We start from the raw sequence: 23,545 nt of genomic DNA, 5'->3' as shown, positions 1-23,545 counted from the left end.
CCGGAACGGTCGGTGGACTGGCCTCGAACGTTCACGGGGCCCGGCTAGAGGGTCTGGGGGATGTCCTCCGGCCTGAGCGTCATCACGTCGGCCTCCGAGGCCTCGGGGAGTTCGGCGATGCGGTACGCCTGGCGTTCCGTCATGGCCTGGAACAACTGGCGTGCCGTACGGCCGTTGCCGAAGCCGCGGTCGCGGGGCATGGCGTCGAAGCGCGTGGTGAGCGCCGTGAGGGCGTCCGGAGTCAGTTCGTACTGGTGCTGGGCGGCCTGGTGCTCGACGATGCTGACCAGTTCGGCGCCGCTGTAGTCGTCGAAGAGCAGGGTGCGGTTGAAGCGGGAGGCCAGGCCGGGGTTGGAGCGGACGAAGACCTCCATCTCCTTGAGGTATCCGGCGACGATGACCACCACGTCGTCGCGGTGGTCCTCCATCAGTTTCAGCAGGGTGGCGACTGCCTCCTGGCCGAAGTCGTTGGACCCGGCGTACTGGGTGAGGGAGTACGCCTCGTCGATGAACAGCACGCCGCCCCGGGCCTGCTGGAAGACCCGGGTGGTCTTCGGACCGGTGTGGCCGACGTACTCGCCGACCAGGGCGGAGCGGTCGGCCTCGACCAGGTGCCCGCGCTCCAGCAGTCCGACGGCGGCGAGGATACGGCCGTAGAGGCGGGCGATGGTGGTCTTGCCGGTGCCCGGGTTGCCGGTGAAGACGAGGTGGCGGCTGAGCGGGGGCGGGACCAGGCCCATCTCCTCCCGGCGGCGGACCATCTGCATCAGTTTGACCAGGGACGAGACGTCGTTCTTGACGCGCTCCAGCCCCGCGAGACCCTGGAGTTCGGCGAGCAGGTCGTCGAGGGTGTCCTCGGCGGGTGCCTCGGTCTCCCGTGCGGTGGTCCCCGAGCCCGCTGCCTCCGGCCCCCCGGCCGAGGAGAGGGCCTGTTCGGCGCCGGTCGGCAGGGACGGGTTCTTCACGTCCCGCGAGACACAGTCGTCGAACACCGGGCGGGCGCCCTTCTCCAGCGCCACGTCCTCCTCGCAGTCGCGGACCAGACAGCCGCGCAGGACGGGCGCCCCGCCCGTCGAGATGTGCAGGGCGGGGAAGGCGGCGCCGTCGGTGCCCGCTCCGCCGAAGACGCACTCCTCGAAGGTGCCGCGGGCCTTCTCGCCGACGAACAGACTGTTCTTGCCGGTCCGGGCCACCGTCACGGCCCGGATCCGGGGTTCGGCGCGGGGGCCCACGACGACGCCGGAACCGTCCGCGTCCCGGACCGTGCAGCCCTCGACGCTCGGCGTGGCGCGCTCGCCGATGACCAGGCCGGCCGTGCCGGTCCCGCTGATCCTGCAGTCCCGCAGCACCGGGGTCGTCTCCGTGCCGCAGGAGATCCCGGCCCGTTCGACGCCGACGACATCGCACTCCTCCAGGACCACGGTCCCGGACGACTCGGTGGTGATCCCGGCGCGGCCGCGCACCACGGACAGGCCGCGCATCCGCGCCTCGGCGGCCCCGTCGATCTGCACCCCGGACAGCCCGCAGTCCGAGATCCGGCCGCCCTCGACGGTCAGTCCGGCCCGGTCGGTGGCCCGGATGCCGTGTTCGGCGGAGGAGCCGATCCGGCAGGCGGTGAGCGTCACCCGGGAGTCGTCGCAGGCGTGCACCGCGCTGAACGAGCACGCCGTCAGGTCGCCGGCGTCCACCCGCACCTCGGAGCGGCCGCCCGCCAGCAGGCCGTTCGCCCGGCTGCCCGTCACCGAAGTGCCCTCGGCCGACAGCCGGGCCGTGCCCCGGGCCACCAGACCCGAGCCGTGCGCCCCGTCCACCTGGCAGTCCACCAGCTCGGCGCGGCCCTCGTCCTCCACGCTCACCCCGGGCCCCGAACCGTCCCGCAGCCGGCAGCCGAGCAACAGCACATCGCCGCCGCCGGAGACGGCGACGCCGTCCCCGCCGGTGCGCAGCACCTCGCAGCGGGCGAGCACCACGCCGCCCTCGCCGGACTCCCGGTCCCCCGAGGGTGGGGTGGACCGCGCCGAACTGCCCAGCACCCGTACGCCCTCGGCGGCCGTCTCCGCCACCCGGCAGTCCCGCGCGGTGACCGAGGCGTCGTCCTCCACCAGCAGCCCACTGCGCCCGGCGCCGGAGATCCGGCACTCCCGCAGGACCACGCGGGCGCCGCCCCGGGCCCGGACACCGGACCCGGTGACCCTTCGTACCGTCAGCTCGTCGGCCTCGGCGGTGCCCCGGGAACCGACGACGACACCGGTCCCCTCGACGTCCTCGACCACGACCCGGGTCAGCCGCGCCGATCCGGTGCTGTTGAGGTGCACGGCCGCCAGCTCGGCGCCCGCGACGCGGCAGTCCGTCAGGGCGAGCGACGCGTCCCCGCCCGCCTCGACGCGGCCGCCGGACACCTCGCAGCCGTCCAGCTCCAGATCCCCGGCGGCCACCAGTACGGCGGGCAGCCCGGGGTCCTGGCCGACCAGGACGAGGTCCTCGACGCGTACGTCCCGGGCGGCGACCTCCAGCACCGGACGGCCGGGGGAGGCCGCCAGCAGGCGTACGGCGTGCCGCGCGCCCGCCTCCGGCACCAGGAGCACCGCACGGTCGATCAGCAGGTGTTCGACGTACTCGCCGGGGGCGACATGGATCTCGTCTCCGTCGCGGGCGGCGCGCAGGGCGGAGGCGATGCTGCGATGGGCGCCGCGTCCCTTGGGGGCGACCCGGTGCACGGTGGCGGTGGGGGTCACGGGAACTCCAATCCGTCGGCGTGCGGGGCGGCCGGATCCGAGGCCGGTTGCCGCGGTGCCGTCGCCGGTGCCAGTGGTGGCGTGGTGGTGCGGGTCGTGGTCGTGGTCGTGGTCGTGGGCGTGGTGGTCTTCGGCGCGGCCGGGAACGATCGGCCGGGGGAGGGCAGGTTGTTCCCGTTCTTCTTGTCCGCCTCGATGATCAGCCAGTTGATGTACTTGGTCAGCGCGGCCTCGCCCCAGTTCAGGCCCAGTTCGGGCAGGCCGCCCTTGTGGAAGACCCGGGCGCCGGTGGTGAGGTGGAAGGCGTTCTTCGCCAGACCGGTGGTGACACCGCTGAAGGCGGAGGCCCCTGCGCCCCACAGACCGGCCAGCAGGGCGTCCGCGCCCTTGACCTCGTGGCCGTTGACGCCGAAGACCGACGCGCTGATCGCGTTGCTGACGAAGCCGCTGAGCGCGCCGGTGGCGATGCCCACGGTGTTCGCGTAGGTGGCGTTGCGCCAGCGGGTCGGCTTCTCCTGCGCGGCCCAGTCGGTGGCCCAGTCGTCGGTGTTGGAATTCATCGACTGTTTCGGGTGCCCGCCCCAGTCACGGGCGCCCATGCTGGTCTTGAGGTAGCCGAGGGCGGTGCGGTTGTAGAGGACGTTGAGGCCGCTGCTGAACGTGCCGCCGACCGAGCCACTGAGCAGGGCCTTGTAGACGTCGAGCCTGGTGACGCCGCCGTCGCCGGTGGTGGCGGCGGTGATGGCGAGACTCGCGGTGAAGTCGGTGACGAAGCCGATGGTGAACGAGGTGAGCGCGCCGCGCAGTTCGCGCTGCCACACCGGCATCTCGGCCGAGACCCCGTCCCTGACCCCGGTGAGGACACCGTGCCACGGGTCCTGGGCCTCGCGCAGCAGACCCAGCGCCTCGATCTCCGGGCCCCGGAAGTCGGTCTCCCGGCCGATGAGCCGCCAGCCGGTGTCGCCCGCCAGCCCGACCTCGTCGCCCATGCGGGGCAGCGCCCCCGCCAGGTACTCGGGGACGAACGCCGGGCCGGAGGTGCTCAGCCGGCCGAAGGCGTCGGTCTTCCAGATCCGCCCGGTGAAGGTGCGCTGCTCCACCAGCCGTCCGTCCTGGAACTCACGCCACTGCCCCCACTGCTTGTCGACTTCGCGGAACCGGCCGGGCACGCCGTCCACGGCGACCCGCTCGCGGAACACCTTCCCGAGGTCGTACTCCTTCCAGACCTGCGCGTTCACCTCGACCGTGCGCGGCGGCTCGAACCGGCGGGCCGCGTGCGCGAGCAGATCGCGCAGTGAGCCGGTGGTCGGCGGGGTCGTCGGGGGCTCCGGGGTGAGGATCTTGTAGTCGAACTCGCGGACCCGGCCCCCGGCCGCCCGCTCTCTGACCACCTGGCCATCGACGAGGTCCCGCCAGCGGCCGCCGCCCGCCACGCCCTCGTACACGCGCGTGCCCTCGGAGTGGACCGTGCCGTCGGCCGCGGTCTTCGTCCACTTCCACGTGCCGTCGGGCTGCCGGACGGCGTCGACCCAGGAACTCCCGGTGTCGGTGGCGTTGCGCTCGCGCACGGTGTTGCCGAGCCGGTCCAGGTCGACGAACGAGTCGTCCCAGGTCTTCGAGTAGAACGAACCGCGGTTCTGCTTGCGGACCCCCTCGGCGATCACGGTGGCCGGATCGTCCGCGGAGAACTCCCGCCAGGTCCACGAGGTGCGGTACGGGCTGCCGGACGACTCGACGATCCGGCCGTCGATCAGGTCACGGCGGCCGGTGATGTGCAGCAGGGAGTTCCTGTCGACCCAGGTGCCCGCCTTGTCGTTCAGCGAGAGGTCGCGGGTGGAGGGCGCCTCGAACAGGTACTCGCGGCTGTTCCGGCCCTCGCCGCGCATCCGGACCCGCTCGACGCCGTCGCCGTCGGTGAAGAGGTCCCGCCAGCGGCCGTCGCCGTCCACGTGCCGGGTGCCGGTGGTGCCGCTGGTGGTGTCGCGCCAGGACAGCTCGTACGAGCCGCCCTCGCGGTACTCCGGGAGAGGCGCCCAGCGGGTGGGGTCGTCAGGGCTGCGGCCGATCTCGACGATGTCGCCGTTGTCGAGCTTGCGGGTCTCGCGCACGATACGGCCGTACTGGTCGATGTCGATCCAGTTGGCTCCGGTCGGGTTGAGACGGACACCGGTGATCTTCGTGCCGTCGGCGGCGGTCTGGGTCCAGTGGCTGACCCGGTGCAGCGAGTCGCCGGCGAACAGGTCGCGGAAGAAGCCGTCGAACGGGCTGCGGCCCGCCGCGCTCTTCCACAGGAACGCGGGCGGACGCATCTCCGAGAAGCGTTTCACCAGCAGGCTGCCGCCGTCCGACAGCGTCTCCAGGCTTTTGATCTGGGCGTTCGCCAGGCCATGGCCGGTGTACGTGCCCACGTCGATGCGGCCGCCGGCGGGCGCGTGCCCCGGCACCACCGAGAACTCCTGGTACATGCGGGAGCCGTGCACACCACCGAACGGCCAGGTGGCGCCCCGGCGTTGGGCGATCGACTCCACACCGGTCGCCGGGTCGAGGAAGGTGTCCCGGAAGCCGACGTGGTCCCGGTTCCAGTGCCGGGTGCCGGACAGCGACTCGGTGCCGTCCTTGGCGAAGCGTTGCCATGTCCACTCGCCGCCGGTGCCTTTCTCGGCCCGCACCAGACCGCCGTCGCTGCCCTTGGTGTACGTCCGCACGTCACCGGCGTTGTTCAGCAGCCGACGCCAGGAACCGGAGGGCACGTCGTGGAAGGTGCGCATGTCGGCGTCCCCGATGCGCCGGCCGTGCCGGAACACGTCACCGGCGGCGTCGAACTCGGTCCAGCGGGCCTGCCCGAAGCGGTCCCGGGACAGGTGCAGGACGTTGCCGTTCCTCAGCGTCTCGCGTTCGAACAGCGTGACCTTGCCCGGGTCCGCACCGGTCAGCCTGAACTGGCCGGTGCCGGACCGCTCCACGGCCGCGGTGTCGAAGCGGCCGGTGAACGCGGTGCCCGAGGCGTCGGTGCGGACGGCCGTGCCGGAGACGTGGTCGATCTTCCAGAGGTCCCCGGTGGGGACGCCGCCCTTGCCGCGCACCGCGACCGTCTCCTCCAGCAGGGTGCCCGCCGGGTCGAACACCGTCCGTTCCAGGGCGTGGGCGCCGTTGCCGGTGGGGACCAGCGCGATCCGGCCCTCGTCCAGCAGGTCGACCCGTACGCCGCCGAGTCGACGGCCCGTCGGGTCCAGCACCTGTGGCGCGCCGCCGGGGGTGCCGACGTCGAAGCGGAGGACGCCGCGGTCGGCGGGCAGCCGCACGTCCCGCAGGGCGGCGACGCCGTCGGGGCCGTAGTGCCACCTGGTCGTCCCGGCGGCGTCGGTGAGGCTGAGTCCGCCGCGCACGTCGGTGCTGGGGGCGAGGGTGAAGCCGTCCGCCGTGCGGGTGCCCACGAAGTCGAACGAGTCGGGTGTCCAGGGTCCGCCGTCCGTCGCCCGGCCGGTGACACCGATCTTCAGCCCGTCCAGTTCGCCCGGGCCGCCTCTGAGGAACATCTCCTGGTAGCGGAGTTCACGGTCCGGGCCGAAGCCCAGCGTGACGTCCGACGGGTCGTGGCGGACGGTGTGGTGGCTGCCGCCGGGCCCACCGTGCGGTGTCGGGGTGACGGTGAAGTCGCCGACGACACGGCCGCCGGCGCCCTGGGCGACGGACGGCAGGCCGTCGACGCGGGTCGCCGGTGGGAGGCCGAGAAAGTCGTCGAGGGCGGTGGCGGCGTTCCGGTGCAGTGTGCGGTGAGCCTGGTCGGCCAGGCGTAGCCGGTCGTCGAGCAGTTCGGGACGGAGCCCGAGGGGGTCGGGCGAGGCGGTCATGTCGTCGGCAAGCCCTGGGAGGCGGGGCAGGTCCGGTGACGGGGCGGCGAGCGAGTCGAGCGCCCCGTGCGGGAAGTCGAGGGCTCCTGCGGTGTCGGACAGGTGGGCGGGGGTGCCCCCCGGGGCCGCACGGAGGCCGGAGGCCTCGCCGAGCGTGAGATCGAAGATCCGCGCCATGTCGATGGCGCCCAGGACGTCGTTCTCGGGGGCGAGCGGCAGGTGGCCGCCGTCTCCGACGCTGTCTCCCATGCCGTCGCCGAGGTCGTCGAGCCTGGTCGGCGGTGTGTCGGGGGCCGCCTCGGTGAAGCGCAGGAAGCCGGAGCCCTCCTGGTCGGGGAGGTCGCGGAGGGCGAGGCGGCCGGTGTGGTCGAAGTGGAAGCGGGCGCCGGTGACCGAGTCGGTGACCGTGAAGCCTCGCGGCAGCCGTCCGGAGAGCGTTCCGCCCACGGGGTCGAGCCGGAAGGAGTCGGTGAGGTTCTGCGGACCGGTCAGCTCCAGCACCCTGGTCGTGGTGCCGCCCGAGCCGGGGGCGGTTGTCATCCTGACCCCCAGACCGGACGGACCGTCCAGGCCCGGCAGCGTGAGCGGCAGCTCCCGAGAGTGCGTCAGGCCACCGGGTTCGAAGCGCCACACCGCGGCGGGACCGTCGGGGCCGGGCATGGGCACGCGCACGGTCAGCTCGCTCAGGGTGCCGGAGGCGTCCCGTACCGGTGTGACGACGGCGCCGGGGACGGGGGCTCCGTCCGGGCCGGTCACCCGGATCGGACGGAGGGCGTCGTCGGTGAAGCGCAGCGAGAAGTCGGTGCCGGTCAGCGGCAGTTCCCGGTGCTCCAGGCGCCCCGCGGCGTCGAACTGCCAGCGCACGCCACCCTGCGGGTCGGTGGCGGTGAATCCGCCGCCCTCCCGCACGGTGACCGAGGCATCCGGCAGCCGCGCCGGCCCGCCCTGTGCGGTGAAGTCCAGCACCTCGACGCGGATCGACGCCGGGGCGGCGTCGGTCGCCGGGACCTCCGTGACGCGCAGCCGCAGCCCGGCCACGTCGTCCAGCCCGGACAGGGGAACCTCGCGCACCGAGGGCATGGGCGGGGGCGGGGAGTCGAGCGACTGCCCTCTCAGGGGGGAGACGTTCAGCTCGGGGGCGGGTGCGTGGCGGAGGGTGACGTCCTGTGCGGGGGTGGTCCGGAGGAGGGTGACGTCCGGTCCCTCGGTGATTCTCGGCAGGTCGATCCCCGGTGTCCGTGGGGTCCGGGGCAGGTCGGTCGCGGGTGTGTGCGGCGCGTCGAGGTTGGTCAGCGGCCGGTTCAGCTCGTCCTGCAGCGGCCCCGCGCCGACGTGCGGGGGTGCCGGCGGGGCGGAGGGGACGGCGGAAACCGGCGGCCTGGCGGGTGCCACGGGCATGGCGGTGATGTCCTGCCAGACCTGCGGGTGCCGCAGGCCGATCCACTCGGCCTTGTGACGGGCCGCCGCCATCCTCAGGATCGCGTCGGTGCCCTTGTTCTGATGGATTCGCCCGGCGTCCGGATCCCTGGGGAACTCCGTGCGGTACCAGTCCGCGAAGGCGTCCCTGTTCTCCGGCCCGGACACGAAGTCGTTGATCCGCCGGACCCCGGCCGCCCGGTTCCCGCCCAGCTCCGCCAACGGGTCGGTGACCAGGGACACAGGCGCCTTCTCGTGAGGTACGGCGCCCTTCAGCTCGTCCGGGAGGGTGCGGAACTCGAACAGCAGGGCTCGTTCTCCACCGACCGTGGCGTTGTTGATGCCTCGTCCGGCCACCTCGTTGCCGTTCAGGATGTACTGCCTCGCGGCCTTCCACACCGACTCGTCACCGAGGGCGGGGGCCTCGCGCAGGAGCCTCAGTGTCAGAGCGCGGTCACCGGGCGACAAGGAGTCGAGGACCAGGCTCGGTCTGGTCCTGGGCAGTACGGACCACTCGTTCTTCACCGCCGGGTGGGTCAGACCGTGGTAGGGCGGTGCGCCGGCCCAGCCCTCCATGGGGGTGCCGTGCCTGCGGACCAGGTCGGAGGTGAAGTCGATGACGGACTTCACATAGGTGTACGCGTTCTCCACCTGCTCGGGCGCGTCGAGCGTCTCCCGGGCCAGCGCCGTCCGCAGAGCGTCGTCGTCGCGGAAGGCGGGCTTGTACCAGTGGGCATGGTCGGCCAGCAGTCTCAGCTCGTGTGTGGCGCGGGAGCCGAAGTCCACGGCTCTGATACCGATCGTGGCCTGTTGCTGGGTGGTCGGCATGGAGACGGAGGGAAGGCCTTCGAGTTCCAGGCCCGTCCCCGCAGCGATGACGTGCCGGTCGCTGGTGACCTGCAACCGGTAGAGCCCGTCGGGGCTGACCATCGACTCCAGCGGCCGGTGGTTGTGGATGCCGAGCCGCTCCTTGAAGACGTCGAGCAGCCACTGGGTCGCGCCGTTGCGCGCGCCGATCGCCCCCTGATCGCCCAGACGGGAGGGATAGGTGATCAGCTCCACGGTGTGCGTCTGCCAGTTGCCGCGCTGTGCCATCGGGAGGTCCGCGGGGTTGGCGTACGCGCCCTTGCCCATGTCCTTGGTGACCATGAGCAGGGGTTCGTCGGTGTCGACCTTCGACACGAAGGCGAAGGTCCGGTCCGCGCTCTCCGGGAGTGCGACGACGAACCCGCCGAGCTCGCTCTCGCTGCCGATGGAGGGGGAGGGGAAGGACGTGTCGAATCCCGGTGCCACGGCTCGCGGGGCCCGGGCGGCCACCGGCGCCCCGGGCATGTGCGCCGTGGGAACCGGTGGCGGAGCGACGAGGGGCGGGGCGGGCGGAGGCGGAGCGACACGGGGCGGGGCCGGAACAGCCAGGTCCTCCAAAGACAGGCGCTCGCCGGTCGGGAGCGGTCCTGCGACATCGCCCGCCACGTCGTCCAGGACTCCGGTCGCGGGGAGGGACGCCGGCGGAATCCGCTCGGAGGGATTGCCGCCGAGACCGTCGAGGGCCGTCACCGGACGCGCCGTCGTGTCCGGCACCGTCGTCCCGAACGTGTCCAGCCTGGTCGTCGGCGCCCCGTCCACGGGAAGATCCACGAACCGTCCGTCCCGGTCGAACACGAACCGCGTTCCGGTCGCCGTGTCGGTGACCGAGAAGCCGCCCGGCAGCCGCCGGGCCAGATCGCCGTCGAGCCGTACGACGGCGAAGGCGCCGTCGCCCAGCCCCGGCACCGTCAGCCGGTACGTCACAGACTGCGCCCCGCCCGGCAGTTGGGTGAACGACGTGCTCAGCCGGGACCCGGTCAGCGGGCCGCCGGCGGGGCCGGACAGGGTCAGCTGCTCCGACAGCCGCGTACCGTCGAGGTCGAAGCGGGCGACCCAGGAGCCGTCGAGCGACTGCACCCGCACCCCGGTCACCACGCCGAGCGCGCCCCTGACCGGTTCGACGGTCGCACCGCTGCGAAACGGCACCCCGTCCTGGCCGACGATCCGGGGCAGCGACGCCGGCCCGGCGTCGGCGTCGAAGCGTACGAAGCCCGCGCCTCCCGGAAGCCGGATGTCGGTGAACTGCCGGACCTCCCGGGCGTCGAACACCAGCCGGAGGTCACCGGTCCGGTCGGTGAGCCCGAATCCGCCGTTCTCCAGCGGGGTCCGTTGCCACTCCGCCCGGAAGCCGGTCACGCCCGTGAGGTCGGCCGGGTCCACCACCACGGTGTCCGTTCGAGGAGTGGGCGCGTCGAAGCGGTCGAACCGGAAGTCGTCGGAGAGATAGCCGAGTTCGTCCAGTTGGCTGCCCACGTCGTTCAGGGAGTCGGCCCGGCTGAGCGAGTCGAGGCCGTTCGGTGAGCCGAGGCCGTTGGGCGAGCCGAGGCCGTTCGGCGAACCGAGGTTGTCGAACGTCCCCGCCCCGCCCAGGTCGAGCTGGTCCAGCAGCCGGAGTTGGTCGTCGAGGGAGAGCCCCTGGAAGTCGAGCGCGCTGAGGCCCGGGGTTCCTTCGCCGGTGAGGCCCGAGGTGCCCTCGCCGGGAACCCGCAGATCCGCCGCCAGCTCGGGCAGGGGGTCGCTGCCCCGGAAGTTGGGGTTGGGGATCCACTCCAGCAGATTGTGCTGGGCGTCCATCCGGTACGCGCCCCGGATGAACTCGGAGGCGATACCGCCGGGGAAGGCGATCTCGTTCTCCGACGCCCAGCCCGAGGCCCGCCAGGCGTCCGGGCCCATGGAGCGCTCGAAGGTCCGGCCGACGTCGATACCGCCGGACGCCTCGATCTCGAACTTGTAGACGCCGTCCCAGACGAGGTTCCTGTCGGTCGTGGTGCTGACGAACGCGGACGGCTGGCCGGTCCTGACCATGACGTCGAGGTTGGTCTCCAGCGGATCGCGGACGGTGAACCCCTCGCGGAAGATCTGGTCGAGGGGACGCTTGCCGCCGATGCGCCACAGCGTCTCGTCGGTCGCACGCCAGACCGGGGCCGGGGCGATGGCCTGGATGTCGACCGACCGGTCGGCGGCGAAGGCCAGCCGGTCCGGCCGCCCGTCGGCCCCGAACCGGGTGACGGCACCCTCGGGGCCGGTGACCGTGAAGGTCCCGTCGACCATCCGCACCTCGACGCCGGGGACGATCCCGGAGTCCGTCCTGAGCACCCAGGTGACGTTCTGCCCGGGCTCCATGGTGATCCACCGACCGGTGGGCAGCCCGAGGTCGTCCAGCAGCCGCAGTTCACCGGTGGGCAGGACGGCGGCAGGGCCGTCGACCCGGGCCGTCATCACCAGGACGTCCCGGCGGACCGTGTCCAGGTTCATCCCGAGCCGGTCGAACGCGATCCGGGCCCGGCCGAGGTCGAGCCGCGCGGCGCTCAGATCCAGCTCCGCCTGCGCGCGGCTCAGCGGTGGTACGCCGGTCAGCCCGTCGAGTTCGCTGAGCCTGCGCCCGGCGGTGTCCAGCTGCAGCTGGGCGGACTGGGCGCTCAGCCAGGTCCGGAAGCGCTCCGTGGCGAGTCTGCCGGTGGCGCCGCCGGTGACGATGTCCCGCAGGGTCAGCGCGGTGAAGGGCTTGGTGGCCGGGGGAGCGGCGACGTCCGTGCGGACCGGCCCCAGGCCGAGCAGCTCGCGCGCGGCGCGGGAGCCGTCGCCGGTGTCGGGGAGCAGCCGGGTGAGGTCGTCGAGCCTGATGCCGAGGTCGTCGAGGCCTTCGGCGCCCTTCGTGGCGTTCCAGGTGGGGACGCGGGGGTCGGCCGGTCCGAGGACCTCGATCGTCACCTCGTCCTTCAACCCCACCCGGACGTCGATCGGATCGGTCTTCCCGATGCGCAGGACCACCCCGTCGGGGGTGACGCGCACCAGGTCGATCTCGCCGTCCAGGACCCGCCGCACCTGGGACTCGGTGAGTCCGCCCAGCCTGCCGTCGAGGCTCAGTCCGGCCAGGTCGTCGAGGGGCCTGAGCAGACCCGTCGGCGTGCGCTCCATCCCGGTCAGGGCGTCGAGGTCCCGCAGCTCGTCGAGCGCGGTGGGCGGCGGCAGCAGATCGTCGCCGACGCGGCCGGTCGTGGGGTCGAGGAGACGGAGGCGCCCGCTCACGGGGGTGAGGAGGCCGAGGCCCTGCCCGCCGGGGACCGTGCCCACGGGCAGGCCCACCGTGTCGAGGTCGTCGAGCGCGCCGAGCCGTACGCCCAGGTCGTCGAGGCGGCCCGGCATCCGGACGGGGCTCGGGCCCGGCAGCGAGCTGAAGCCCGGGGTGCGGGACGCCGTCACCGGTGTCACCGAGATGTCGGCCAGCTCGTCGAGGGTGTCGTTGAACTCGGGGGTGCCGGGAACGGCGAGCCTGTCGGAGCCGGGGCCGTCGAACGGGCGCAGGGTGCCGCCCCGGTCGAGGTTCCCGCCCCGCAGGTCCATGAGGTCGCCGGAGAGGGAGCCCGTCCTGGTGAGGAGGCCGGAGCCTTTCGGGGCGAAGCGCAGACCCCGGTCGATGAACCCCATCCGGGCCGCGCCCCGGTACCCGAACCGGGCTATCTCGGAGTACCTCATCGGCAGCAGCGCCGTGGCCGTGAGCCGGCCGAGGCTCATGATCGTGAAGACGCCCAGCTTGGTGGCCATGTTGCCGGTGACGAACGCGGTCGACTGGTAGAAGTCGCGGCTCAGCGCGGACCAGCCCTGCCGGAACGTACCGCGGGCGAAACCGCCCATGAACCTGAGGGCCGACCCCAGCATCGCGGGCGTCTTCGACAGCACCCGGGGCAGCGCCATGAACGCACCGCCCGCCCGACCCGCCAGTCCCCCGCCCAACCTGACCAGCCCCTGCCCCGCCAGCGACAGCAGCCGGCCGGGGGAGGACATCAGCGCCCTACCGCCCCGGAACAGCAGTCGTCCGCTCGCGGAGAGGGCGCCGCCGAGGGCCTTCGCACCCCCGGAGCCCAGCCGGAACAGTCCACTGAGGGTCGTCAAACCCTTCGTCGACGGGAACAGGACGCCCAGGAACGCCAGGCCCAGGCTGAGGGCGTTGCCGTTGCCCGTGGCGTAGTCGAAGAGGGCCTTGGCGAAGAGCACCGCGCCCAGTCCGAAGGCGACCAGACCCAGCGGGCCGCCGATGACGGCCGCGATCAGGGTGATGACCAGCGCGACGATCTCCAGCACCTTGAAGAACGTCGACACGAAGCGCTTCCAGAAGCTCTTCTTCGGCTTCTTCACGGGCCTCGACACCAGCCGGGCCGCCTCGCGCAGGGCTTCCTCCAGGATCTTCGCCTCGGCCTGGACGGCGTCCCGCTCCGCGTCGACCTCGCCGCGGGCGCGGGTCATCTCCGGATCGTTGTCGGCCAGCGGCTGACCGCCGACCCGCTCCAGCGCCGCCACGGTGTCCGCGGCGTTCTCGGCCCGGTCCTGCGCGTCCCCGAGGGCGCGGGCGTAGCGGGCGGTGGCGTCGGCGGCCATCTCGAACGAGCGGTTGATGTTCGCCATGTACGTCTTCAGCTCGTCCTTGACGTACGTGCGCAACGCGTCCGCGGTCCGCCCCTCGAAGCCGCCGTCCTCGGCCTTCGTCAACAGGGTGTCGAGGCCGCCGCTGACCCGTCCGGCGAGATCGCCGAGGTCGCGCAGCTCCTTGGTGACACGCTCCAGGAGGCCCGGATCCCCGGTCACCGGATTGCCGGTGAAGCCGACTCTGCTCCACTCGTCGGAGGTGGCCAACGAATCCTCCACGTGGTCCGGGACTTGGGGTACCGAAAGCAGACGCAGTGGAGCGGCTTGAGAGTTCAAGAAAGTGGCGCACGCCACATTCCCGCCGGTCAGTGCGGTGCGGACGAAAGTTTTTTGAACCATCCGGCCCCGGCTCCTCGTCTACAGGGCGGCTCGGCACCGAACCCCGGCGCGAGCCGCGGGACCGGCCCTCGTGCCCGATCGCCCGGCACACGACCGCATCGAGGAAAGGACGGCGGACATGGTGCGCGTCTCCTACGACTACGACCTGATGACCGTCCTCGCGCGCCATCTGTGGCACCTCCGCGACGAACTGGACGTCACCTCGCAGACGGACAAGGCGTTCGCCCCCGGGGACGTCGGCCCCCGCCGGGAGACGGCCGAGGCCCTGGAGGACTTCTACGGGGCCTGGAAGAAGTCGTTCCAGGAGGGCTGGCAGGTCATGACCGACCTCGGCAACCTCCTCGACAGGGCGGGCAAGGCCTTCTACGACCAGGACGCCGCCCACGCCGCCGGTGCCGCCCAGCAGGTCACCTCCCAGGTTCGCGACGAGGCGACCCGGCAGAACGACATACGCAAGCAGACGCTGGACGGCAAGCGGCGCGAGGCGTTGGCCCGACGTCTGGAGGCCGGCTACAAGACGCAGCAGGCCCGGCTGAAGAAGGAGCAGGACGCCCTCGTCCAGAAGCGGAACAAGCTCGACGAGCAGATCGCGGCCCAGGAGAAGCGGCAGCAGGAGCTCAACAAGCAGCAGGAGGAGCTCGCCGCGAAGCGGGAGCCCCTGCTGAAGCAGCAGGACGAACTCCAGGCCAGGCAGCGGCAGCTGTGGCAGGAGGAGAAGGAACTCCTCAGGCAGCGCGAGGAGAAGCTCCAGGCGAAACGGGACGAACTGCAACAGGGCTACGAGGCCCTCCGCGCGCAACAGGAACCCCTCATCCAGCGGCAGGAGGAGCTCCAGCGCAGGCAGCAGCAGCTCTGGGAGGACGAGAAGGCCCTCCGTGCCGAGCAGGACGCGGCCATGGAGAAGAAGGTCGGCGCCCTCGAACAGGAGCAGAAGGCCTACGACGCCAAGCAGGAGGCGCTCCAGGAGAGGCAGGAAGCTCTCTGGAGCAAGCGGGAGGCCCTGTTGTCCGAGGGCGGCGCCACCCGGGCCGACCTCGACGCCTGGCAGCGTGAGCAGGACGCCCTCGACAAGGAACGCGACGCCCTGTGGGAGTCGGAGGGCAAGGGGCTGGAGGCGCGCTGGGACGCGCTGGAGCAGGAGCAGCGCGACCAGCAGAAGGCGTTCGACCCGCTGAACGAGCGGCAGAAGGAGATCGACGCCGAGCGCGACGCGCTGGCCGCCGAGCAGAAGCCCCTCTCCGAGCGGCAGGACGAGCTGCAGCAGAAGCAGAAGGACCTCTGGGCCCTGGAGAGATCCACCCAGCAGGAGGTCGAGGACGCCATGAAGGGGAAGCAGGACGGCCTCGACGCCGACCGCGCCGACCTCCAGTCGCGACTGGCCCCCCTGGACCAGGAGTCGAACGACCTCCAGGCCCGTCAGCGGGAGCTGTGGGACGACCAGTCGGACACCGAGGACGCGCAGGCCGCGCTGACCGAGGAGGAGAAGCCCCTGCAGCAGCGCCAGCAGGACCTCCAGGACGGCTTCGGCGAGGAGTACGACAAGATCCGCGACCGGGACTTCGACAAGGACGAGGACCTCGGTCAGCTCCGGGGAATGCGTGGCCAGCTGGACGACCTGCCCCCCGAGGCCTTCGTGCCCAAGGGGTACACGATCGAGGACGAGAACAGCACCACCACGGTGTCGTTCCAGCTCGACGAGAACGGTGAGATCAAGGTCGACGAGAACGGTGACCCCGTCGAGACGACCACCACCGTCACCAACAAGAACACGGGCCTGTCGTACTCGGAGACGTACCACCCGCTCTCCGGCGAGGGCGATTCCGTGACGACGATCCGCAGCTCCGACGGCACCGTCACCAAGGTCTACACGGATGCCGACGCCGACGGGTCCGCGACGCGTTACGTCACCGACGCGACCGGCCGGGACACCCAGCAGATCTGGAGCAAGCAAGCCGGCGGCGACTGGGTGTTGCGGATGGACAAGGAGACCTACCTCGCCTCCGAGGCAGGCCGGCAGGACGCCCAGCAGTTCCTGGACAGGCCCCCGGCGTATCTGACGGTGGAGAACCCGGTGGTCGGCGCCGACGGCCGCCCGTCCGGCGACTCCTCCCCGGGAACCACGACCCAGCTGCAGGACGGGGTCACGCGGACGGACTACACGGAATCGGACGGCTCCGTCCTGAAGGTCGTCACCAACGAGAACACGGGACAGCGCTTCGTCGCCGGAGAGAACAACGAGATCCAGGAGATCTGGCAGCGGCGCGAGGACGGGACCTGGTACCTGCGGGAGTCCGTCACCCAGCACGAGCGCTACGGCGACGAACCGCCCCTGGGGACGCTCGGCGAGAACTGGCGCTGACCCCGCGGGCGCCGCCGCGCCCGCCCCGAAGCTCCCGCGCGCTCTTCCCGCGCTGCCGGGTTCATCAACAGAGAACGAGGTGCACCATGCCCAAGAACGTCATCGACGACGAGGAAATCGAGAGCACTGCCAAGAAGCTCGACTCCGCCGTCAGCGACACCCTGGTCCCCCAGCTGTCCTCGCTGCAGGCCGAGGTCGAGAACCTGCTCCAGGGCGGCCTGCTGCTGACGGCCACCAGCCCGAAGATGCAGACCTCCTACGCCAACTTCAACAAGTCGTTGACAGAGGCAGTGAACAACATCACGCAGTTCTCCAAGCAGTTCCGTGACATCTGCAACGCGGTGAACAACCTCGACTCGCAGATCGCGGGCGGCATCCCCGCCTGATCCACCCCGAAGCGGGGTGCCGGCCCCTCAACTCCCCCTCCGTCGGCACCCTTTGGGCAAGGGCGCCGGTCCATCCCCCGGACCGGCGCCCCTGTCGCTTTCCACCACGCCGTTCGACGGGCCGAACCCTCGGGGTGCCCTCTCTCCAGACCGTCTACCAGGAAGGTTTCGTTCTCGTCAGTAACCTCAGGTTCTTCTCAAGAACTCTTGAAACATCCAGAAGCGCTCATAGACTCCCAGCGGAACCTCACCTTCCACCCATGAACCGTGAGGCCACCCGGGTACCCGTGCTCAGCCCCTGCCCAGCCAACGCCGCCGCCGCGGCGCCCGACCGGACCGGCCCAGACCCACGCCGGCCCTGGGGGAATCTATGAGAACGCCCACGCCCAGCTCCGCCGTGCCCCGGAGTGCCCCGGACACCGGCGAGGCCATGCCCTCCTCCCACGACGGTTCCGTCCGCAAGCTCTACGAAGAGCACCACGGCCCCCTGCTGCGCTATGTGTCGAGCCTCATCCGGGGCGACCGCCAGCGCGCCGAGGACTTCGTCCAGGAGACCCTGGTCCGCGCCTGGTTGAGCACCGCGAACCAGCCACCCGGCTGGTCACCGTCCCGGGCCTGGCTGATGAGGGTGGCGCACAACCTGGTGATCGACTGGTCCCGCCGCGAGCGGGTGCACACCGACATCCAGCACGAACACACCCTGGACAAGCACCTCGAACCGGTGGACCCCATGAGCCAGGCCGTCCAGCGCCGCTTCATGGTCCACGCCCTCTCCCGGCTCTCGCTCGCCCACCGCGAGGTCCTCTTCTACGTCTACGTCCTCGGCTGCACCGGGACCGACGCCGCGGACGCCCTGGGCATCCCCCCGGGCACCGTCAAGTCGCGCACCCACCACGCGATACGGGAACTGCGCCGCCGGCACCCCGAACACGCCCTGGCGGCGGCATGACCGGGCCCGTGGCCGGTGCCGACGTGACGGCACACGGTCGGCTGGTCGCGATCGGCAAGCCCGGCGACTCGGTGCTCACCGTGGTCATCGTCGGCGCGGTCGTCCTGATCCTGCTCGTCCTGCTGCTGCGGCACATGATCCGCAAACGGGGCGGCTGGCGCCGGTTCCGGCGGGCCGTCGGCCGGGAACTGACCCTCACCCGGCGGGCCTTCGGCGAGCCGCTGCGCGCCTACCGCCGGCACCGCCGAGGTGTCCGCGCCCTCGCCCGGCAGCTCTCCGACCCCCGGGGAGGACTGCTCGTACGACGGCTGTTCGACGCGTCGGCGGCCGCCCTCGCCGACGTCCCCGGCGCCATGGCGCACGCCGTGCGTCTCGAACCCGGCTGGGCCTCGGTACAGATCGCCGCCCGCCGGCTGCCGGAACCGCCCGCGCCCTGGGAGGCCGCCGCCGAGCCCGGCCCGCAGCGCTGGGAGCTGCCGCTGGACGAGGCGGACGCATTGCCGCCGGGCCGCACCCGCGCCGGTGCGGTGAGGCCGCTGCCGGTCGCCGTCGGCATGGCGGACGACGCCTGCGTACACGTCGACCTGGCCGCCGGACCACGGCTGATCACCGTCGAGGGCGACACCGCGGCCCGCGCCCTGCTGTTCCAGGCACTCGCCGCCCAGCTGGACCGGCCCGGCAGCGGGGCGTCGGTGGTCGTCGCGGACGGAGTCCATCCGCAGCACCGGGGGCGACGGCTCGACACGTTGCTGACGGAGCTGGAGGCGGCTGCCGCACCGAGCGGCACGGGCGCCGCCGAGGACACCGGGGCGCGGGAGCCCGACGAGATCGGGGAGCCGGGGCGCGCCGCCACCACCGTCGTAGTCTGCGCCGCCCCCACCCCGGACCAGGCCCGCAGGCTCGGCGCCCTCGCCGCCTCCGGCGCCGTCGTCTGCCTGGTCGACGGCCGGGTCGCCGGGCACGCCTGGACCCTCCGGGTGGACGGCCGCAGTCGGGTGACCGCGCCGGAACTGGACCTGGACGCCGACTCGGGTCCCCTGGGCCGCGCCGTCGTGGCGGCCGTCCGCGCCGACCGGCGCCGCCTGCGCCGAGAGCCGCCGATCCGCCCGCGCCCGAGCCGCCCCGAGCCGCCCCGCCCCCACCTCCTGGACGAGACCACCCCCCTCCAGGAGCACCCGACGGAAGCAGCCCTCCCCACCAGGACCGGCGCGGACCTCCTCGCGGAACCGGCCACCGCTCGCGAACGCACCACGGCGGCCTCCTCCACCACGAGAGACGACTGACCGACGGGCCTGCCCCACACCACCCCCGGCCCCCGAACCACCCGCAAGGGGAGAAGTGAAACTCCTCATCACCACAGTCGACGGCGGCGATTCCCGCAGCAGCCAGGACGTCCTGCTCACCGCGTCCGGCAGCACCCCCGTCGAGGACGTCGCCGCGCACCTGGCCCGGCTGCGCGCCGGGGACGCCGACGAGACCGACGGCTCGTTCCCCGCACCCGGGCCCGCCCCCGCCTGCTTCCTCGGCGACGAGCCCCTCGCGCCGGGCACCCCGCTGTCCGGCACCCGGCTCATGGACGGCAGCGTCGTCGCCCTGGGCCTCCCACACGCCCCGGCCGTCACCGCGTACGGCCCCGAGCGCGACGCGATGCCGCAGCCGCACCGGCTGGACCACGCCCCCGTGGTCGAGCTCCAGGTGGTGGGCGGCCCCGACGCCGGACGCGTGTACCCCCTCGGCCTCGGCACCCACGGCATCGGCCCCCTGGAGGACGCCGCCGTGCCCCTCGAAGGCCGCGGCCTGCCGACCGAGGGCATCCGGGTGACCGTACGCCCGGACGGCTCGGCCGTCGTGGAGCTCCGCGAGGGCGGGCCCGCCCGGCTGTCCGTGCCGGAGCCGCCCGAGCACCGGGGGCGGCCCGACACCCCGTTGCTGCCCCTCGCCGAACAGGACGAGGAGGACGAGGGAGAGGACGGCGGGCCCGAGGCGGAGACCGAGGGCCCGGCGCTCCCCGACGGCTGGCAGCCGTGGGCCGTCGGAGCCGAGTTGTCGGTCGGTGAGTATCTGCTGCGGCTGACCGAGCCGACCCCCAGGGACGCCGCCGTGGTGCCGTCCGAGGGCGGCGGCGGCCTCGACTACAACCGGCCGCCGCGCATCCTGCCCCACCTGGCACCCGAACGGTTCCGGCTGCCTGGCCCGCCCGACCCCCCGGCCCGCAGACCGATCCCGCTGATGGTCTCGCTCGCCCCGATGGTCTTCGGCGTGGCCATGATGCTGTTCTGGAATTCGTACTTCTACCTGATCTTCATGTTCCTCTCGCCGGTGCTGATGGCGGCGAACTACATCAGCGGACGACGCCAGGCACGCAAGGACTACGAGGAGCGCTCCCGGGTCTACCGGCAGCGCCGGGCCTCCCTGGAGGAGGACGTCCGCGAGAAGGTCGCCACCGAGCGGCGGCTGCGCACCGAGAGCGCACCCGACCCCGCGGTCGCCGGCCTGTGGGCGGTCGGCCCCGGCCGACGCCTCTGGGAGCGCCGGCGCGGCGACCCGGACCACCTCGCCCTGCGCATCGGCACCGCCCCCCAGCCCTCGCTGCTCGGCATCGACGACACGGCCCGCGAGGACAACCACACCGCCGTCCACTGGACGATCCCGGACGCCCCCGTCAGCGTCGGCCTGGTCGACAGCGGTGTGGTCGGACTGGCCGGAGCGCCCGGACCCGTCCAGGCGCTGGCCCGCTGGATGACCGCACAGGCAGCCATCCTGCACACCCCGCGCGACCTGCGGATCGTCGTCCTCACCGACAAGGGCTCCCAGGACTCCTGGAACTGGGCCCGCTGGCTGCCCCACTCCCGCGACGGCCTGCCCGGCACCCGCGGCGGCGCCGTCACCCTCATCGGCAACGACCCCGAGACGGTCGCCAACCGCGTCGCCGAACTGGTCTCCACCCTGCGCACCCGCCAGCGGGCCGCCGAGTCCACCATGAGCAAGGCGCTGCTGAGCGAGCCGGACGTCCTCGTCGTCATGGACGGCGCCCGACGGCTGCGTGACGTGCCGGGCGTGGTGTCGATCCTCAAGGAGGGCCCCGGCGTCCGGATCTTCCCGCTCTGCCTGGACCAGGAGGAACGGCTCCTGCCGGAGGAGTGCACCGCCGTCGTCCGCCACGAGAACCACCGGCTGACCCTGCGCCGCACCGGACAGCCCGACATCACCGACATCCGCCCCGACCTGGTCGAGCCCGACTGGTGCGAGCGCGCCGCCCGGGGCATCGCACCGATCCGTGACGTCACCCCCGACGCCTCCGAGGGCCTGCCCACCGAGGTGGGACTCCTGGAACTCCTCGGACTGCCGCAGCCGAACGCCGAACTGATCACCGCACGCTGGGCGCGGCGCCCGGCCTCCACCGGTGTCCTGCTGGGCGCCGGCTACGACGGACCGGTCGCCTTCGACCTGGTCAAGGACGGGCCGCACGGACTCGTCGCCGGTACCACCGGCTCGGGAAAGTCCGAACTGCTGCAGACCTTCGTGGCCTCCCTCGCCGCGATGAACCGACCCGACGAACTCACCTTCGTCCTGATCGACTACAAGGGCGGCAGCGCCTTCAAGGACTGCGTCGACCTGCCCCACACCCTCGGCATGGTCACCGACCTGGACAGCCACCTCGTGCAGCGCGCCCTCACCTCGCTGTCCGCCGAACTCACCCGCCGCGAGCACATCCTGGCCGAGGCCGGCGCCAAGGACCTGCCCGAGTACCAGGGCATGCGCCGCCGCACCCCCGAACTGGCCCCCGTGCCCCGCCTGGTCATCGTCATCGACGAGTTCGCCACCCTCTACCGGGAGATCCCCGACTTCATCCCCGGCCTGGTCGGCATCGCACAGCGCGGCCGCTCCCTCGGCATCCACCTGATCCTGGCCACCCAGCGCCCCGCCGGAGTCGTCAACTCCGACATCCGGGCCAACACCAACCTGCGCATCGCGCTGAGGGTCACCGACTCCTCGGAGAGCATGGACGTCATCGACACCAAAGACGCCGTCAGCATCTCCCCGGCGACCCCCGGCCGTGCCCTCGCCCGGCTCGGCCATGGCACCGTCGTCCCCTTCCAGACCGCGTACGCCGGAACCCCGAGACCCGTCGCCGAACCGTCCGCCGAGGTCCGGGCCCACCAGGAGCGGCAGGCGGCCGAGGAGGCCCGGATCTGGGGCACCGCGCTCCACTGGCAGCGCCTCGGCCGAGCCGTCGCCCAGCCCGGAACCCCCGCGGGCGAGCAGGGCGCGGACCCGGCGGACCTGATGGCCGAGGAGGCACCCAACGACCTCAACGCCCTGGTGGAGGCTCTGTCCGAGGCCGCCCGGCTCGCCGACTGCGTGCCGCAGCCCAGCCCCTGGCTGCCCGCGCTCGGCCAGCAGGTCCTGATCGACGACCTGCCCCAGCCGGACGAGACCGGCGGCGCCCGGCCGGCCCCGGTCTCCTGGGCGCTGTCGGACATCCCCGAGGCCCAGGCGCAGCTACCGGTCCGGCTCGACCTCGCCGAGTTCGGACACCTGTACGTCGTCGGTGTCCCGCGCTCCGGCCGCTCCCAGGTGCTGCGCACCATGGCCGGAGCTCTGGCCCGGGCCCATTCCAGCGCCGACGTCCACCTCTACGGCATCGACTTCGCCGGCGGCGCGCTCACCGCGCTGGGCGTGCTGCCGAACACCGGGGCCGTGGTCCCCCGTGGCGACATCGAGCGCCTGGAGCGGCTGTTCGCCAGGCTCGACACGGATCTGGAGCGCCGTCAGGAACTGCTCACCCGCCATCACGCCGGCAACCTCACCGAACTGCGCGAACTGGTCGCCGCCGGGGAACGCCCGGCCCACATCATGCTGTTCATCGACGGCTGGGACGCCCTGATCGAGGCCGTGGCCGACCACAACGGCGGACGCCTGGTCGAACAGGTCAACCGTCTCCTGAGGGAAGGAGCCGCGGCGGGCATCCACCTCGTCGCCACCTCCGAACGCGCCCTGCTGTCCGGCCGGGCCACCGCCCTCAACGACAACAAACTGCTGCTGCGTCTGAACGACCGCACCGACTACCACGCGGTCGGCAAGCGGGCGCGCGACATCCCCGACCTCGTCCTCCCCGGCCGCGGCTTCACCTCCGACGGCGGCACCGAGATCCAGGTCGCCCTGCTCGCCCCCGGCGCCACCGGCCAGGAGCAGGCCGAGGCACTGCGCCGGATCGGTGCCGAGGCCACCCGCCGCGACGCCGGACTCCCGGCCGACCGCCGCCCCGCCCGCATCGGCACCCTGCCGGCGAAGGTCACGTTCACCGACGCCTACGAGAAGGTGGGGGAGGAGCTCCGCCGGCCGATGTGGGGCCTGCTCGGCCTCGGCGGCGACGACGTCTCCCCGGTCGGCGTCGACTTCGCGGACGCCTCGCCCACCTTCTCGGTCGTCGGCCCGCCCGGCTCCGGCCGCAGCACGACCCTGGCCGCCCTGGCCGTCTCCCTGCTGGCCTCCGGCACCCGCCTGGTGATCCTCGCCCCGCGCGAGTCGCCGCTGCGCACCCTGGAGGGCCACCCCGGCGTACGGCTGATCACCGCGACCGAACCCACGGTCGAGGAGTTCACCGAGGCCCTGGAAGCGGGCGGCGGACCCCGGGTGGTCATGGTGGACGACGCCGACCTGTTCGTCCTGCCGGACATCGACCAGAACCTGCGCTCCCTGGCCCAGTCCGGCCGGGACCGCGGCATCGGTATCGTCATCGCCGCCACCGCCGAGACCATGACGGGCGCGATGGGCTGGCTCAGCGCCCTGAAACGGCACCGCAAGGGTGTGCTCCTGGGCCCGCAGAGCGTCCTGGAGGGCGACTTCGTCGGGGCCCGCCTCGCCCACGCCCACCTGCGCGGTCGCAAACCCGGCCGGGGCATCACCGTCGACCAGCGCACCGGCGAACTGATCAACGTGCAGATCCCGGAGACCGTGCTCGACACGGACCACTGAGACCGCAGCGCCTGGGGACG

General features: G+C 72.6%; 7 protein-coding genes. 5 read left to right on the top strand and 2 right to left on the bottom strand.

The genetic code is table 11. From position 1 onward, the window contains the following. Window positions 1–44 precede the first annotated feature (44 nt). Both K1J60_RS11920 and K1J60_RS11915 read right to left on the bottom strand, forming a co-directional pair. Entirely contained in the window at window positions 45–2,735 is a 2,691-nt protein-coding gene (locus tag K1J60_RS11920) for a right-handed parallel beta-helix repeat-containing protein (protein WP_220646211.1), read from the bottom strand. Then, a complete protein-coding gene (locus K1J60_RS11915) occupies window positions 2,732–13,720 on the bottom strand; it encodes an actin cross-linking domain-containing toxin (RefSeq protein WP_220646210.1) in 10,989 nt (3,662 codons plus the stop codon). The genes K1J60_RS11920 and K1J60_RS11915 overlap by 4 nt, the downstream gene beginning before the upstream one ends. Window positions 13,721–13,970: 250 nt before the next feature. Here K1J60_RS11915 and K1J60_RS11910 point away from each other — a divergent pair, with 250 nt between their 5' ends. From K1J60_RS11910 to K1J60_RS11890, 5 genes are all read left to right on the top strand, one after another. After that, window positions 13,971–16,211: a coiled-coil domain-containing protein gene (locus tag K1J60_RS11910; protein ID WP_220646209.1), complete on the top strand. Its 2,241-nt coding sequence runs from the start codon at window positions 13,971–13,973 to the stop codon at window positions 16,209–16,211. 86 nt (window positions 16,212–16,297) lie between these two features. Beyond that, window positions 16,298–16,597, top strand: a complete 300-nt coding sequence (locus K1J60_RS11905; RefSeq protein WP_033525126.1) for a hypothetical protein — start codon at window positions 16,298–16,300, stop codon at window positions 16,595–16,597. 370 nt (window positions 16,598–16,967) lie between these two features. Continuing rightward, complete coding sequence (locus tag K1J60_RS11900) at window positions 16,968–17,546, top strand: sigma-70 family RNA polymerase sigma factor (protein WP_220646208.1); 579 nt, start codon at window positions 16,968–16,970, stop codon at window positions 17,544–17,546. Beyond that, a complete protein-coding gene (locus tag K1J60_RS11895) occupies window positions 17,543–18,829 on the top strand; it encodes a hypothetical protein (RefSeq protein WP_220646207.1) in 1,287 nt (428 codons plus the stop codon). Before K1J60_RS11900 ends, K1J60_RS11895 begins: the two co-directional genes overlap by 4 nt. Window positions 18,830–18,884: 55 nt before the next feature. Continuing rightward, a complete protein-coding gene (locus K1J60_RS11890) occupies window positions 18,885–23,525 on the top strand; it encodes an FtsK/SpoIIIE domain-containing protein (protein ID WP_220646206.1) in 4,641 nt (1,546 codons plus the stop codon). The last annotated feature ends 20 nt before the right edge of the window (window positions 23,526–23,545 follow it).

This window comes from Streptomyces akebiae, assembly GCF_019599145.1.
Lineage (GTDB): Bacteria > Actinomycetota > Actinomycetes > Streptomycetales > Streptomycetaceae > Streptomyces > Streptomyces akebiae.
This window is presented reverse-complemented; position numbering and strand designations above follow the sequence as displayed.